This is a genomic window from Mucilaginibacter sp. P25 (genome assembly GCF_050859465.1).
GTDB lineage: Bacteria > Bacteroidota > Bacteroidia > Sphingobacteriales > Sphingobacteriaceae > Mucilaginibacter > Mucilaginibacter gossypii.
This window is the reverse complement of record NZ_CP193937.1, coordinates 2,981,612-2,997,789: the sequence shown is the minus strand read 5'-3', so window position 1 is coordinate 2,997,789 and position 16,178 is coordinate 2,981,612. Positions and strand designations below refer to the sequence as shown.

General features: G+C 43.2%; 12 protein-coding genes. All 12 read left to right on the top strand.

Features of this window, described 5'->3' with window-relative positions; all coding sequences use genetic code 11:
- Positions 1-127: 127 nt before the first annotated feature.
- The 12 genes from ACRQ5D_RS15410 to ACRQ5D_RS15355 all read left to right on the top strand — a co-directional run bounded on the left by ACRQ5D_RS15410 (position 128) and on the right by ACRQ5D_RS15355 (position 16,151).
- Positions 128-553 carry an AsmA family protein gene (locus ACRQ5D_RS15410; protein WP_431199939.1) on the top strand — a complete coding sequence of 142 codons (426 nt, stop codon included), beginning with the start codon at positions 128-130 and terminating at the stop codon, positions 551-553.
- Positions 554-576: 23 nt separating this feature from the next.
- Complete coding sequence (locus ACRQ5D_RS15405; protein ID WP_432329451.1) at positions 577-5,298, top strand: translocation/assembly module TamB domain-containing protein; 4,722 nt, start codon at positions 577-579, stop codon at positions 5,296-5,298.
- A gap of 4 nt (positions 5,299-5,302) precedes the next feature.
- Positions 5,303-5,461, top strand: a complete 159-nt coding sequence (locus ACRQ5D_RS15400) for a hypothetical protein (RefSeq protein ID WP_431199936.1) — start codon at positions 5,303-5,305, stop codon at positions 5,459-5,461.
- Entirely contained in the window at positions 5,454-7,583 is a 2,130-nt protein-coding gene (locus ACRQ5D_RS15395; RefSeq protein WP_431199935.1) for a BamA/TamA family outer membrane protein, read from the top strand. Before ACRQ5D_RS15400 ends, ACRQ5D_RS15395 begins: the two co-directional genes overlap by 8 nt.
- Positions 7,584-7,977: 394 nt before the next feature.
- Positions 7,978-8,229 (top strand): two-component regulator propeller domain-containing protein, encoded by a 252-nt coding sequence (locus ACRQ5D_RS15390; RefSeq protein WP_432329447.1) that lies wholly within the window; start codon positions 7,978-7,980, stop codon positions 8,227-8,229.
- Positions 8,230-8,351: 122 nt separating this feature from the next.
- Entirely contained in the window at positions 8,352-8,600 is a 249-nt protein-coding gene (locus ACRQ5D_RS15385; RefSeq protein WP_431199933.1) for a hypothetical protein, read from the top strand.
- A 5-nt stretch (positions 8,601-8,605) separates the two neighbouring features.
- A complete protein-coding gene (locus ACRQ5D_RS15380) occupies positions 8,606-9,928 on the top strand; it encodes a two-component regulator propeller domain-containing protein (protein WP_431199932.1) in 1,323 nt (440 codons plus the stop codon).
- Between the two features lie 5 nt (positions 9,929-9,933).
- The gene (locus tag ACRQ5D_RS15375; protein ID WP_431199931.1) at positions 9,934-10,731 is read left to right on the top strand and encodes a sensor histidine kinase; all 798 of its coding nucleotides are present in this window, start codon (positions 9,934-9,936) and stop codon (positions 10,729-10,731) included.
- A 189-nt stretch (positions 10,732-10,920) separates the two neighbouring features.
- The gene (locus ACRQ5D_RS15370) at positions 10,921-11,433 is read left to right on the top strand and encodes a LuxR C-terminal-related transcriptional regulator (RefSeq protein ID WP_431200793.1); all 513 of its coding nucleotides are present in this window, start codon (positions 10,921-10,923) and stop codon (positions 11,431-11,433) included.
- Between the two features lie 258 nt (positions 11,434-11,691).
- Entirely contained in the window at positions 11,692-12,165 is a 474-nt protein-coding gene (locus tag ACRQ5D_RS15365) for an aspartyl protease family protein (protein ID WP_431199930.1), read from the top strand.
- Positions 12,166-12,413: 248 nt separating this feature from the next.
- On the top strand, positions 12,414-13,244 hold the full coding sequence (locus ACRQ5D_RS15360; RefSeq protein WP_091175858.1) for a M57 family metalloprotease: 831 nt from the start codon (positions 12,414-12,416) through the stop codon (positions 13,242-13,244).
- Between the two features lie 96 nt (positions 13,245-13,340).
- Positions 13,341-16,151, top strand: coding sequence for a S8 family peptidase (locus ACRQ5D_RS15355; protein ID WP_176844587.1), 2,811 nt, complete (start codon positions 13,341-13,343; stop codon positions 16,149-16,151).
- Positions 16,152-16,178: the final 27 nt, after the last annotated feature.

Sequence of the window (16,178 nt, the reverse complement as noted above, 5' to 3'; positions counted from 1 at the left end):
TGTGGAAATTTAATTAAAGCCGCCCCATTTTGTAAATTATACAACAACACACAGCAAACTGCTATACTTAGCATGTTATTTGTTTATATTGATCAACAGCATCTTCACCTTTGAAATACAAATACAATTGAAAAAAATACTACGAATAACCCTTAAAACGATACTTTGGATACTGGTAAGTGTAGTTCTGCTGGTTATCCTTGTAGTAATTTTGATACAGGTTCCTGCTGTTCAAAACTTCGCGAAAGACAAAGCCGTAACTTTTTTACAGAATAAAATCCACACCAAAGTTAAGATTGGCCATATCAGCCTTGGCCTGCCTAAACTGTTAGTTTTGGAGGACGTGTATTTTGAAGATCAGAAAAAAGACACCCTCATAGCCGGCGAAAGATTAAAGGTTGATATCAGCATGCTCAAGCTGCTGCACAGCCAGGTTGAAGTAAACGAAGTAAACCTGCAGGGCATTACGGCCAATGTAAACCGTGGGGCCGACAGTGTGTTTAACTTCGATTACATTATCAAGGCTTTTGTTGGCGAACAAAAAAAGAAGTAGAACCTACCGATACTACATCAACCATGAAGTTTTCTGTTGATAAGATCGTTCTCGATAAGATCAACATAAAATACAAGGATGCCATTACAGGCAACGATGTAAAGTTTTTGCTTGGCCATTTTGACACCCGCGTTAAGGATTTTGATATGGATAAGATGAAGTTCACCATACCGAAAATTACCCTGAGCGATGTAAATGCTAAGATCATCCAATCGCCGACCAACGCCATCCCACCACCTGATACCGCTACCACACCTTTGAATATGGATTTGAATTTAGGGGTGATCGATATCTCTAAAATTAAGGTTGATTATCGAAGTGCCGAAATGGGTGCCAAGGTGGACCTAAGCAAGTTTTTGGTGGAGATGGACAAGATAGACTTAAAGAATCAAAAGGTAGGCATCAAAAGCATCGAACTGAGTGATACCAAAGCAGGCCTTAGTTTAGCCAAGCCTAAAACTGTGGTTAAAGAAGTTGTTAAAACCATTAAAAAACTGGATACGCTGGTATCCTCTCCTACCAAATCTGCCTGGCGGGCAACAATTAGAAAAGTAACTTTTACTAACGATAATATTAAGTTCGATAATGAAGCGCAGAAGGCTATCCTTAAAGGTCTCGATTTTGGCCATATGGACATCCGAAGTCTTAATGCCGAAGCTGAAAATATTTCCTATAGCCCTGATACCATTTCGGGCAAAATTAACTCCTTTACCTTTGCCGAAAAAAGCGGTTTAAAGATCAATAAGTTTCATACGGCATTCCTGTACGGGCCAACTAATGCTTATATGAATGACCTGTTGCTGGAAACGCCGAATACCACACTACAAAAGTCGGTACAGGTACGTTACCCTTCTATTGATGCCATCACCAAAAACATTGGCGCGCTGGGTATCAATGCCAATTTAGATGGCATCCGTTTGGGTCTAAAGGATGTTTTACTGCTGATGCCAAGCATGGCCAGCATAGAACCCTTTAAATCGTCACCGGGTACGGTATTCAAAATCAACGGCCGGGTGAGTGGGCAGGTAAACAACCTCGAGATCCCTAACCTGGAAGTAACCGGCTTAAGCAGTACGCATATCAAGGCCTCGGCAAAAATGAAAGGCCTGCCCGATGTAAACAAAGCTACATTTGATATTAGTATTGCCGATTTCAGTACCAGTCACAGTGATATAGCCAAGCTTGCTCCAGCAGGTAGTATTCCGCCAAATGTGAGCATCCCCGAAAAAATGAGCTTGAAAGGTAATTTTAAAGGAAGCATGTACAGCTTTAATACCAAAATGAGCCTGCGCTCGAGCTATGGCGCTGTTGATCTGATTGCGACTTTGAAGAATGGGCAAAACAAAAACACGGCAACTTATACAGCCAATATTAAAGTTAACGAGCTTAACCTTGGCGCGCTTACCAAACAACCACAAATGGTTGGCCGCATTACCATGAATGCTAATTTAAAAGGTGCCAGCCTCGATCCTAAAAAGGCAAGCATAGCTTTTAACGGCAATATTGCAAAAGCTTATGTTAAAGGCTACACTTACCAAAACCTGGTAATGAAAGGTACATCAAGCAATGGGGCCTATACAGCAGTTGCTACCATGAAAGATCCTAACATTAATTTCAGCCTGGATGCTAAAGCCAATCTCAACAAAAAATACCCGGCAGTTAAGGCCACGTTAAGTGTGGATAGCATCAACCTCAAAAACCTGAATTTTGTCAAGGACGATATGCGTTTTCATGGCAAGATTGTGGCTGATGTACCAACTGCCGATCCCGATTACCTGAACGCCGATATTAAAGCAACCGACCTGTTGGTAGTAAACAAAGGCCAGCGCATCCGGATGGACACTATCAGCCTCATCTCGACAGCCAGCGCCGATAGCAGTACATTACGCTTGAAAACTCCTGTCATGTCTGCCCACATGGCCGGCAAGTATAAACTTACCCAGATAGCCCCGGCCCTGCAGGATGTGATCAATAAATATTTCAACACCGCTATTGCAGGCGGGCAGCAGGTAGCTGTTAAAACTAAAGGCGGCAAAACGATAAAAGCCAAACCCGCACCTGTGGTTAAATATTCTCCGCAGCAGTTTACGTTTGAAGCCAAACTGGTTAAAACGCCATTGCTTACCCAGTTTGCCCCCGACCTGAAACAGCTTGACCCGGTTTTGCTGAACGGCAGCTTTAATAGTCAAACCGGCGAACTTGTTGTTAAAGGCTCCATACCAAAAGTTGTTTACGGCACCAACACAGTTAACAAAGCATCGCTTAACATTAACACTGCTAATAATGCGCTCAATTATAATTTTTCTGTTGATGAAGTGAAGGTGGGAAGTTCTGTCGATCTGTTGTATACCAGCATCTCAGGTGCCGCACAGGATAACAAAGCAGGCTTGAGCGTTCAAATCCGCGACGCAGCAAAAAAAGAACGTTTCCGTATAGCGGGTACTTTCAGTCTGTTGCCAAATGAATACCAGTTTAGCTTTAATAAAGATGGCTTATTGCTGGATTATTTGCCATGGGCGGTTAGTGATGATAACTTTTTACAATACGGGCCAAAAGGAATCCTGGCGCATAACTTCACTATTAGCAACAACAACCAGATCCTTAGCGTTAACAGCAGCACACAAGAGTTTAACAGCCCGCTGAATATCAAGTTCAATAATTTCCATATTGAGGCGCTTACTAAAATGGCCAAACAGGACTCGTTACAGGTGGGTGGTATCATTAATGGTGATGCTACCGTAAGCAACTTCCAAACCAGTCCTGTATTTACCGCTGCCATAAACGTTGATAATTTTAATTTTAAAGGAGATACGGTGGGCAATATAGCCCTCAAAGTAAATAACCAAACGCAGAATGCCTACGCCGCTCAAATGAGCATTACCGGCAAAGGCAATCAGGTTGATTTGAATGGAACGTATTACACCACGCCCGAAAGCCGTTTTGATCTCGACCTGAATATCGTGAACCTGAGCATGAAGAGCATCGAGGGATTTAGCTTTGGTAGCCTGCGTAATGCCACAGGTAATATTACCGGAGCACTTAAAATATCAGGCACTACAGATGCGCCTTCTGTACGGGGAGATATCAACTTTAACAAAGTAGGCTTTAACGTGGCTATGCTTAACTCCTATTTCAGGATGCCGCAGGAAAGCATTACTTTCAACAACGAAGGGATCCGCTTTAATGATTTTACGTTGGTTGATTCAACTGGCAACAAGGCCATAGTAAGCGGCAGTATCTACACCAAAACTTACACCGATTTTGCCTTCGGCATGGATATTAATGCCAATAACTTCAGAGTTACTAACTCAACCCAGGCCGATAACAAACTTTACTACGGCAAACTGTATGTGGATACCCGCATCAAGGTCCGCGGCAATATGACTAAGCCGGTGGTTGATGCCAACCTTACTGTTAACGACAAAACCGATATGACTTTTGTGCTGCCTACCAATGACCCGGCGCTGGAAGACCGGAAGGGAGTGGTTGACTTTATTGATAAAAATGCCCCTAAAATGGATTCCATCCTGCTGGCCAGGCAACTGGATTCGCTCAAAAAATCGGATGTTACAGGGTTGGATGTTTCTGCAACTATCAACGTAAATAAAAATGCTGCGTTTACTATTGTAGTTGATGAGCGAAACGGCGATATCGTACACCTTAAAGGCGAGGCCAGCCTGAATGGCGGCATTGACCCAAGCGGCAAAATAAACCTTACCGGTACTTATGTGGTTAACTCAGGCTCGTACAACCTGGCCTATGCAACTGTTAAGCGCACTTTTAACTTTAAAAAAGGCAGTACTATTGTTTGGACTGGAGACCCAACCAGTGCCAATATTGATCTTACCGCTATTTACGTAGCCAATGTACCACCAATTGACCTGGTTTCAAACCAGCTTTCGGATGCGCAAAATAGTACGATGTATAAGCAAAAGCTACCTTTCAATGTTAACCTTAACCTGAAAGATCAGCTGCTCACACCAACTATCAGCTTTGACATTGTACTGCCAGACAGTTCTTATTCTGTGTCATCCGAAGTGGTAAGTACGGTTAATACCCGCCTTACCCAGATACGCCAGGACCCTAACGAACTAAACAAGCAGGTATTAGGTGTACTTGTACTGGGGCACTTTATTGGCGATAATCCGCTGCAAAGCCAGGGTGCGGGTACTACCGTAGAGGGCACCATCCGTAACAGCGTAAGCAGCCTGTTATCTGACCAGTTAAACAGGCTTGCAGGAAGTTTAATATCAGGAGTTGATCTGAATTTCGGTTTAACCTCAGGTGAGGATTACTCATCGGGCACGGCCACCAATCGTACCGACCTCAACGTTGGCCTGTCCAAGCGCTTCCTGAATGACAGGCTTACCGTAAGTGTTGGCAATAATTTTAACCTGGAAGGTAATCAACCCGGTCAAAAAGCATCGAACATCGCGGGCGACGTATCCATAGCCTATAAACTAAGTAAAGACGGCCGCTACACCCTGCGTGCTTACCGCCGCGACGAATTTATTGTGATACAGGGACAGATCATTGAAACTGGCGTAGGCTTTACCCTAACTGTTGATTATAACCGTTTCCGCGAGATCTTCCGCAAGCGTACCCCTGAAGAACGCAGGTTACGCCGCCAATATCAGCAGGAACAAAAAGAGAAAAAAGAAAAACAGGACGAGGCGGATAAAGCGTTGGAGCAAAAGAATATGCAGCAGCAACAGGAAAACAAACCGCAAACTACTTCAAACTAAGCCCATGACCAAACATTTAAAATATATACTGCTTTCATCATGTGTTTTACTGAGTGCCTGCAGTACCACCAAGTTTTTGGCGCCGGGCCAAAAGTTATACACCGGCGGCGAGGTAGTAATCAAAGACTCGGTTTTGAAAAAAGCGAAAAAAAGCCTTGAGTGAGGAACTTGGCGCTTTATTAAGACCTATACCCAACAGTACCATATTAGGTATGCGTTTTAAATTGTGGCTGTACTTTAAAACAAAAACCAATAAAAGCAAAGGCCTTGCCCACTGGCTTAATAAAAAGGGTGAGCCTCCTGTGCTTATTAGTTCTGTTAACCTTGAGCAAAACAGCAAGATCCTGCAAAACAGGCTGCAAAACGAAAGCTATTTTCAGGCGCAGGTAAGCGGCGATACGGTGAGCAAAAAGCCAACATCAAAAGTTGCCAAGGCGGTTTATACAGCAGTAACCGGGCCTGGCTATAAGATCAGGAAGGTGGTATTTCCGCGGGGTACCCGCACTATCGATACCGCAGTAGCCGGAACATCGGCAAAAACGCTGCTAAAAGTCGGCAATAAATATAACCTTGATGTTATTAAAACCGAACGCCTGCGTATTGATGCCCGGTTGAAAGAAGAAGGCTTTTATTATTTCTCACCCGAACATTTGATCATGCACGTAGATAGCACTATAGCCGGGCATCAGGTTGATATTTTTGTGGCTGTTAAAAATGAAACACCTGGCCGCGCCCAAAACATTTATACCATCAACAATATTTATGTGTATCCGAGTTACTCGTTAAGGGACACCTCGCTGATGAAGGATAAAGCTGTTTTTTATAAATGGTATAATATTGTTGAGCGTCGTAACACCGTACATACCTATACTTTTGCCAATACGGTGCTGATGCGCCCGGGCCAGGTTTACAACCGTACTGCACATAACAACTCGCTTAACCGCTTCATTAATCTGGGTCCGTATAAATTTGTTAAAAACAGGTTTGAAGATGTATCTGCCGATTCATCGAAGCTGGATGTTTATTATTTTTTAACCCAATACAAAAAGAAATCGCTGTCGCTTGATATTTTAGGCCGCACCACATCGGCTAACTACACTGGTACACAGGTAAATTTAAACTGGCTTAATCGTAACGCCTTTAAAGGTGCCGAGGCTTTAAAGGTAACACTTTTTGGGAGTACCGATGTTCAGGTGGGGGGCCAAAATGCAGGCTATAATGTGTATCAGGCCGGTATCCAGACAACGCTTTCATGGCCGCGCTTTATCGGACCTATCTACCCAAAAGCGGCCGATGCCTATATCCCACATACTAATCTGAGCTTGGGATATTCAATAGTAAACCGTCAAAAACTCTATAACTTAAATTCATATAACTTATCATTCGGTTATCAGTGGCGCGAAACAGAACACCGGTCACATGAGCTTAACCTCATCAATTTTCAGTTTGTAAATCCGCTGAGCGTGTCGCAGAAATATAAAGACAGTATCGACAGGAAAGACGTTCCGGTAAACCCAGCCTTAAAGCATGTTATCGATAAACAGTTCATCCTGGGCCCAAGCTATAGCTTCACTTATACCAATACCAACGAGGATTATCGTACCAATACGCTTTATTATAATGGAAAGATCAGCCTTTCAAACAATATTTACGGCTTAGTTACCGGTGCAGATAGTGCCGGTGGAAAACCTAAAAAATTGTTCGGCGCCATATTTAACCAGTTTGTGAAACTCGAAAACGAGATCAGGTATTTTCATAAAACAGGGCAAAACAGCACTATAGCCAGCAGGCTTATTGTGGGTGTAGGTTTACCCTATGGCAACTCAACACAGTTACCTTATAGCCAGCAATTCTTTATTGGTGGCCCTAACAGCTTACGGGGTTTCAGGGCAAGGGCCATAGGGCCGGGTTCATTTGACCCAAGCAGCGGTGTAGGCACAGGCGGCTTCCTTGCCGATGAATCTGGTGATATCAAGATAGAAGCTAACATTGAGTACAGGCCAAAGCTATTCAGCATAGTACGCGGAGCTTTATTTGTTGATGCGGGTAACATCTGGCTACTGCACTCCAACGGATCACAGCCGGGCGCCGTGTTTACCAAAAGCTTCTTAAATGATTTTGCCGTTGATGCCGGCTTTGGTTTAAGGTTTGATTTAACCGTACTGGTATTACGTACAGATTTAGGTATCCCTCTTCGTACACCATATGTACGTGTTAATGAGCCACGCTGGGATTTCAACTTTAACCGGAGTGTGTTTAACCTGGCAATCGGGTATCCGTTTTAATTTTACAGTCTAAATATAACGAAAGTTAAGCTTAGCATATAGCATAGCGTCAAACAGCACAATTAGCCAAAAGCTATTGTGCTGTTTGCTTTAATAGACAATCAATCATACATATACGCGTCTGTTTTACACTGGATCGGCTCCCTCGCCGTTTTCAAACTGTATTTAAATACAAATCATTTCTTTTTAAATTTATCGGTGATACAACAAAACAAAGCCATACACCGTATCATTGCATATTGATAAAAGCAGCGATGTATACAAATTATAGAATGCCGCTAAAAAGCCTTTTTTTAAACTTTTAATAATAGCACTGTTTCTATTCCCGGGCCGGGGATATGCCGACATTCCATATCAGTTAGTTTACCTGAAAAATTATAGCTCGCCTGATGGCTTGCCCAGTTCAAGGGTTAACTATTTAATGCAGGACAGCAAGGGTTTTATCTGGCTGGCCACCGATAAAGGCGTGAGCAGGTTTGACGGCCAGCACTTTAAAAACTTCACATCGGCCGACGGGCTGGAAAACAACGAGTGTTTCCGGATTGCCGAGGATAATTATCACCGGATTTTTTTTACTGTAATAACTACAGGGTCTGTTATTATGAAAACGGGCTTATACATAAGCTTAATTCATCTCAAAAAGTAATCGTTTTACCCTTCGCCAATTTCTTTTTTAACCGCTATAATGAGCTCTGTGTAAATTACAGGCTTAGTACCAAAGTATACCATTTTGAAGAGTTAAAATCGAAAAGACATGCCATCCGGCATTTGAACGGGTACATTTATGGTTCTGACGGAGAAGAAATCATCCTATCTGAAAACGACCTTGACATCCTCGAAGAAGAGCTTAAGGCCGGCCAGTTAAACTTTCAAACCGCCAATACCAATATCAAACCCTACCGGTTGGCTTTACATCAAAATTATTTACTATTGATAACTAAAGACTGGGTACATGTTTATCGGTATCAAAAAAGCGGGATCATCCCGCTCAGTAAAATCTTTTTACCGGGAATGTAACTTCAGTGTATCTTACCGGCAAAAATACGTTTGCCGTTACAACGGTAAAACAGGGCACCTACATTATTAACTATCTTACCGGCGAACGGAAAAATTACCTTAATAATAACATCACTACCGCTACGGTTATTGACCGGGAAAATAATTTATGGTTTGGCAGCTATGACAAAGGCTTCTTTTTAAGTACTAACCCCGAAATAAAAATCATTAACAAAGAAAGCGGGCTGGCCAATGAAGATGTTTTAAAACTGGCCATTGCGGGAGGCTACCTTTTTACGGGGCATGTTTTAAGCACCCTCAGCTATATGAAACTTGGCGCAAATCAAACGCCGTCGATAGGCACTATAACTATAAATCAAGACAGGTCTGACTTTAACCGGATAACCAATCTGCTTACAATCCCGGGCAACACTCTCGTCATAGGTACCGATAATGGCATATTCAGATTAGATATTTCCAATAAGAACCCGTTATCATGGCATCCAGAAAGTTATTTTGATGGCCCTGTAAAATTTGATGGCCCTATAAAAGGGATCACCCATCAACATGGTACAGTGTATTTTATTTCACAAAATGCCGTTGTTGTAATATCAAATCAGTTCAAACGTCTAAAAGGTTATAGATTCAAGCCTATACGCATGACATCTCTTACCTGGTATAAAAACAGGCTGCTGATAGGTTCACTTTATGGGTTATACCAGTTAATGCCCACTACTGATGATATTACCTATGTGCGGATATTGGCCGATAAAGGAATAAATGTTGTTAAGAGCCTGGCATCAAATAATGATGTATGCGCCATAGGTACCGAAGCTCAGGGGATGTTTTTGCTGGCCGGCGAAAAAATTGTTCAGTTTAGATCTCCTGCTATTTTTTCAGGCGATATCCGTAAACTGGTATGGACAGATGACAATACTTTATGGGTCTGTACCGCAAACGGTGTAAGCATTATCAGCTTCCATAATCATTATCAAAATTACCGCATAAGTTTGCTCAATACCAGTAACGGGCTCCCCTCTGATAACGTTGCCGATGTAGTGCAGAACGGGCATGATTATTACATAGCCACCGATCAGGGCATAGCCGTTACTCAAAATTTAGGAAATACGAGCCTGCCTAAACCGGTGTTGATTAACGACGGGATACCCGGAACTCAAAGCAGCTTTACTTACGGCAGGCCTGTTATATTTAACTGCGTTGCCCTATCCTACAAAAGCATGGGTAAAATACAATACCGCTTCAGGCTTAAGGGGGTTGATAAAAATTGGAGCGTCGCGCCTTCCGGCGAAAAACGGTTCGACCTGCTGCCCCCGGAAACTATGAGTTAGAAGCCGTGGCTGCCGACCGTTTTAACCAGTTAAGCCAGCCGCTCATTTTTAAATTTGACGTTATGCCTTTATGGTATCAACAGTTATGGCTGCAGGTGGTGGCTGTATTAAGTGCCATAATCATCGCTTTCCTGCTGGTACGGAAATATTATCAATCCATCATCGGCTTACAAAAAAAGGACTATGAAAATGCACTTGCCCTGCAGCGCGAACGACAGCGGATCAGCAGTGAGGTGCATGATGATTTAGGGGCAAGCATCTCCGGCATTAAGCTCAGGACCGAATTGCTCAGCCGCAAAACGGCCGATCAGCCCGCTTTTAAGGAGATAGACGCTATTCATGAAGCCATCACCGATATATCTACCCAGGTAAGGTTAATTATCTGGAGTCTTGATGCCGAAAACGACGAAGTAAGCAACCTGGCAGGCTTTATTCATAAACAAGCCATTAAAATATTTGAATACAGCAATATTGACCTTCATGTAAATACCTCCGTTAGCGAAACCCCGGTTACCATCAGCGGCGAAAAAAGGCGCCAGATATACCTCCTTGTTAAGGAAGTATTAAACAATATTGTCAAACATTCGGAGGCACAAAATGCGTTTCTGGAAATCAACCTTTACAAAAACCGGCTGCAGATCAACATCCGTGATGACGGGCGCGGATTTGACCCTGATGTGCGCAAACACGAAACCATGGGCATCCGGAATATTTACGCCCGGGCAAAAAGATTGAACGCCGAACTCAAAATTGATACCGCCCACGGTAAAGGCACCTCCATCAGCCTTAAACTAAACCTTTAGCGTATACCCCATAATAGGTATTAAGAAACCCGGGATAATTTAGGAAATTAGCATTTTATATTTACTGCAAAGCATGCTCCAGATAATTTTGTTAGAGGATAATTTACACTACCGGCGTGGGCTGGAACAGATTATTCATGATATGAGCGGCGTAACTTTAATTGGTTCTTATCCCAATGCCGAAGCCGTATTAAAAAAATTGATCTGCTTAAACCGGATATCTTTATAGTGGATATAAACCTCGAAGGCATGTCGGGCATTGAATTTATACGGCGGGCCAAGCCCTTTGTCCCGGATGCCGAATTTTTGATGTGCACCATCAACGACGACAACACCAATATTTTTGAATCCTTAAAGAGCGGCGCAACCGGCTATATGCTCAAAGAATCTTCGGCCGATGAGATCAGGAATGCCATTATCGAAATCGCGGCCGGCGGTTCGCCCATGAGCGCCTATATCTCGAGAAGGGTCATAGCATCATTCAATGCCGACGCCGATAAACCGCCTGCCCCTGCTGCCGAAAGCCTTACGGACCGCGAGGTTGAAGTACTTAACCACCTAGCCCGCGGCCTCCAGTACAAGGAAATCGCCGACCGCCTTGATATCTCTACCGGAACCGTTAAAAAACACATCCGCAATACCTACATCAAACTGCAGGTACAAAATAAAGTAGAAGCTATTAATAAATTTCGCGCAATCTGATATACCACTTTTTCAGTATTGCAGGGCTTAATGGTTAATGCTAATTTAGCGCTATAAAGAAACTAAAAGGCCTTGTTAAAATTAACTTCCCTGTTGGTGATCTTTAAAGCCTAAACCTTATCACAATTGAAAGATCACACCGTGAAAGATGTCATCTAATTAAATCCTAAAACTACTGCCGGATTTTTTTCTAACAGGACCAATAATTATCACTGCTTTAATCTGCACATTTGCACATCTGTAATTGGCATACCTGCAATGATTATATCTGTCCCGCTCCGTATTATCGACCTGCATGACGACGGTTTCCACCCACTGGTTGAAGTCGTATTGTTTGAAAAAACTTTTATCATGGTGCTGGACACCGGCGCGTCAAAAACTGCTTTTGATCAAACGGTGCTTTCCGAAGCCAATGAAACCATGAACATCTTAGCCAGCGATAAACTCTCCACGGGCCTCGGCACCAATACCATGGAATCTTTTACCGCAACAGTAAGTGACCTCCACATCGGCGACTTGCCTATAGCCGAATTTGAAGTAGCTGTACTTGATCTTTCCACTATTAATGCCGCATACGGCCAAATGGGGCACCCGCAGGTACTGGGTGTTTTGGGCGGAGATATTTTAATGAAATATAAAGCCGTTATTGATTATGGGAAACGGGTGCTAAAACTAAAAAAATCTGTCAAGCAAACGCGGTACCTTATCTATCCGAAGGTAAATTTTAATTGATCAACAGGGTTTGTTCCCAAAACACCCGCTCGGTTAAAACAAAGCTATAATTGCCATAATAGTCAAAATGACAATTATAATTTCGATATTAATCAAATAAAAAGATAATAATTCCTAAAAAGAATATTTTTTTGTTATTTTCTATTATTAAATCCATAACATTTTATTTATATATTGCGTATAAGTTAAAAGCGCTGGCCGGCTGCTGAAATTAATTCTTCTTTTACATCTAAAACGTAACGAAAACAATGAAAAGAAAACTATTATTAGGGATCGGACTAAGCGTGCTTGTCGGAATCTCTGTACTATTCTCCTGTTCAAAAGACAAGGCTGCAAAAACTACAACTACCAGCCCAACCGCTATCCCGGATGATGTACTGAAAAGCATTACAAACTTAGGGTTCAGCACAGATGAAGTGCGCAGGCAGGGCGATGGCTATCTTGTTGAAGGTGATATCCTGCTCACTAAAGCCAATTTAGCCGAAGCAAGCACCAGCCCTACTTTAAGAATTGCCGATGTTGAGCAGTACCGTACCACAAACCTGGTTAAAAATCTGCCCAGAACAGTAACCGTCTCAGTTACAAACCTGCCTACTGTTTACCTTAACGCGGCTACCGCGGCAGTTGCACGTTACAATGCTTTAAACCTCACGCTTAAATTTCAAATGGTTAGCAGCGGCGGCACAATCGACATCATCGGCTTTAACGAGGGGCCAAGCGGTGGTTATATCACCTTAGGTTCATCAGGCTTCCCGACTTCATCGGGCGACCCGTATAACCAGATCCAGATGAACACCAACGAACAAGCTTATGGCACAAACCCTGATCTGGGTTATGTAACATCAGTTATTCAACACGAGTTGGGCCATTGTATCGGTTTCCGTCATACCGACTATATGAACCGCGCGTTCAGCTGCGGCGGCCGACATGTAAACGAAGGTTCGGCAGGCATAGGCGCTATCAACATTCCGGGCACACCAACCAAGGCGGATGCCGGCTCTTGGATGTTAGCCTGCTCAAGCGGTACCGACCGTACGTTTAATGCCAACGATCAGATAGCTTTAAATTATTTATACTAATAACGCCTATAGTTGTTTTTACATTTCAACTAAATAGCTTTATCAATAAAGGGGATGCTGCAGCTCCCCTTTATTGGTTTGATCACATTACCGCCTATGACAAAAAGAATACCTGTTACCGTATTACTCCTTTTTTTATGCTTTAAAGTGTCATGGTCACAAAAACACATGAGCGACGAGGCAATTGTTTCACTTTATAATGCAACATCTTTATCTCCGCAAAAAAATTCCAACCAGTATTACCTTGTAAAATTTAAAGATCCAGCACATATCGATAACCGGAAATACAATATCATCAAACGGGTTTCCTATAACTATTATGTAGTATCATCAGCCTCGGCTATCAAAAGCGATGCTAATATTATAAATAACAGCGCCGCTTCCCCCATCTGGAAAGCTTCGGATAACCTTGCGAAGAACTGGAAGCAGCATCCGGCACGCACACAAGCCGTTGAGGTTGCCGTTACCGCTGTCAATGACACGGTTATCAACCACATCCAACAATCCGGAGCCATTACAGGTCAAACCGGCAACCTAATACGTCTTAACATCAAATTAGAAAACCTGCCTGCCTTACTTCAGCAGGACTATATATTATTTGCCAATGAGGTGCGCCAACCTCATGCAGAACTTGCCATTAGCGATATTGATCTTGGTTTAAATACCATGTCGGCCATAGTGGCTAATTTTCCGGGCATAACCGGCTCCGGCATTAACATTTCGGTAAAAGAAGACCGCTATGATAATGATCTCGACCTGTTAGGCCGTAGCTTTACATCCTTTAAAGCCTCTGATATCACATCGGGCCATGCTACCACCATGGCAACACTCATAGGCGGCAACGGCAACTCATATATCAAAGGCCTGGGAGTTGCTCCTAAGGTAAATTTCACCTCATCATCTTTTGCGCAATTAATGCCCGACAGCACTACCATTTTTAAATCATTCAGAATTTCGGTACAAAACCACTCGTACGGTACCGGCATTGAAAATTATTATGGGGCCGAAAGTGCCGCTTACGATCAGCAGATTTTTGAAAATGATTCGCTGGTGCATGTATTTTCATCGGGCAATATCGGCAATTCGGCACCTGAAAGCGGAGTTTACAGCGGTATAAGCGGGGTAGCCAATCTCTCCGGCGACTTTAAGCAGGCTAAAAATGTATTGGTGGTTGGCGGTACCGGCAGGACGGGTGTCCCCGAATCCTTAAGCTCGGCCGGCCCAGCATACGATGGCCGCATCAAACCCGAATTGATCGCGGATGGTGAAGATGGCACGTCTGGCGCGGCAGCCCTGGTATCAGGCACGGTAGCTTTGCTGCAACAAGCTTATAGAACGCAATACAAACAGATGCCATCTGCCGCGCTTATAAAAAGTGTACTCATCAACTCGGCCGATGAAACAGGCTCATCCGGCCCCAACCATAAAACAGGCTATGGTTCGTTGAATGCATTGGAAGCATTACGCACCATCAATGAAAAACGCATTTTTACCGGTTCGGTTAGCAATGCTACACAAACAGACTATTCCATAACTGTCCCAGTAAATTGCAGGGAGCTTAAAGTTTCGTTAGCCTGGAATGACCCCGCAGCAGCCGTTAATGCACCATGGGCATTGGTAAATGATCTCGATCTTACTGTCACCACACCATCCGGGCAGCAAATTTTACCATGGGTGCTCAGCAGCTTCCCCTCTGCCGATTCGTTATCTGCCCCGGCAAAAAGACGAACAGATACCTTAAACAATGCAGAACAGGTAATTTTACAAAACCCGGCAGCCGGCACATACATAGTGCATGTTAAAGGCAGAAGGATTACTAACAGTGCTCAAAAATTTCATATTGCTCATCAGGAGACCATATCAAACCTGTTCGAATGGATCTACCCCTCGGTTGGCGACCAGCTTTTTGCCGGCGAGGATAATTACCTGAGATGGCAAAGCTCTTTCAATACCACATCGGGCACAATAAGCGTTAGCTACGATCATGGCCAAACCTGGCAGGCCATTAATAATGCCACCCTTGAAAACCGCTATTATACCTGGACAACGCCCGATGTTTTTACCAAAACCATGCTTAAAATGGATATCGGGGGGCAAACTTTTACCAGCGCGGAGTTCAGCATTTCAAAGCCTTTAACACTTGATATAGGGTATAATTGCGTCAGTGGCACACTCCTGCAATGGAAACCCCAGCCAGGAAGCATAGGCTACAACATTTATACAATTAAAGATAACCTGCTTCAAAAACTTGTATCAACAGCCGATACCAGCATCATTATACCCGCGCAACAACAAACTTCAACTTATTTTGCGGTGAGCGCCACAGGTAATAGCTTTGAAGGCCTAAAAAGTTATACCATTAATGCTACCACGCAGGGAGTTGGCTGCTATGTAAAAACACTACTTGCAAACGTGGTTAACAATACCATTGTGCTCAACCTGCAGTTGGGCAGCGTTTATAATCTTAAATCCATCACCTGGGAAAAAACAACAGCTGCGGGCCAATACGTTACTTTAAATACAATCCCGCTTAGTACAGCGGTGGATTACATATACGCCGACAATAATCCCCGACGGGGCAAACAATATTACCGGGCAAAACTCACCACAATTAACGGCGATATCATTTACTCCAACATAGCCGATGCTGTTTATTTACAGCCCAACCAATTTGTTATATACCCCAACCCTGTTGCCGGCCAAATCAATATCATCAGCGGCGATATCAATAATTACGAATTTAAACTATACAGCATCGACGGTAAGTTAACCCTGGTTAAAAGCATCAATGAATTACAAAACACCATCCCCGTAAATCTCGTGGCAGGCGTGTATGTTTATACCATCGAACTAAATGGCAAAGTAGTTTATAACGGTAAGCTGATAAGTAAAAAGCCCTCCGGTTAACCGGAGGGCTTTATATACTTGTTTATT

Excerpts from the sequence above, each read along its gene's own strand:
- ACRQ5D_RS15405 (WP_432329451.1), top strand. The coding sequence starts at position 577 with ATGAAGTTTTCTGTTGATAAGATCGTTCTCGATAAGATCAACATAAAA.
- ACRQ5D_RS15400 (WP_431199936.1), top strand. The coding sequence starts at position 5,303 with ATGACCAAACATTTAAAATATATACTGCTTTCATCATGTGTTTTACTG.
- ACRQ5D_RS15365 (WP_431199930.1), top strand. The coding sequence starts at position 11,692 with ATGATTATATCTGTCCCGCTCCGTATTATCGACCTGCATGACGACGGT.
- ACRQ5D_RS15360 (WP_091175858.1), top strand. The coding sequence starts at position 12,414 with ATGAAAAGAAAACTATTATTAGGGATCGGACTAAGCGTGCTTGTCGGA.
- ACRQ5D_RS15355 (WP_176844587.1), top strand. The coding sequence starts at position 13,341 with ATGACAAAAAGAATACCTGTTACCGTATTACTCCTTTTTTTATGCTTT.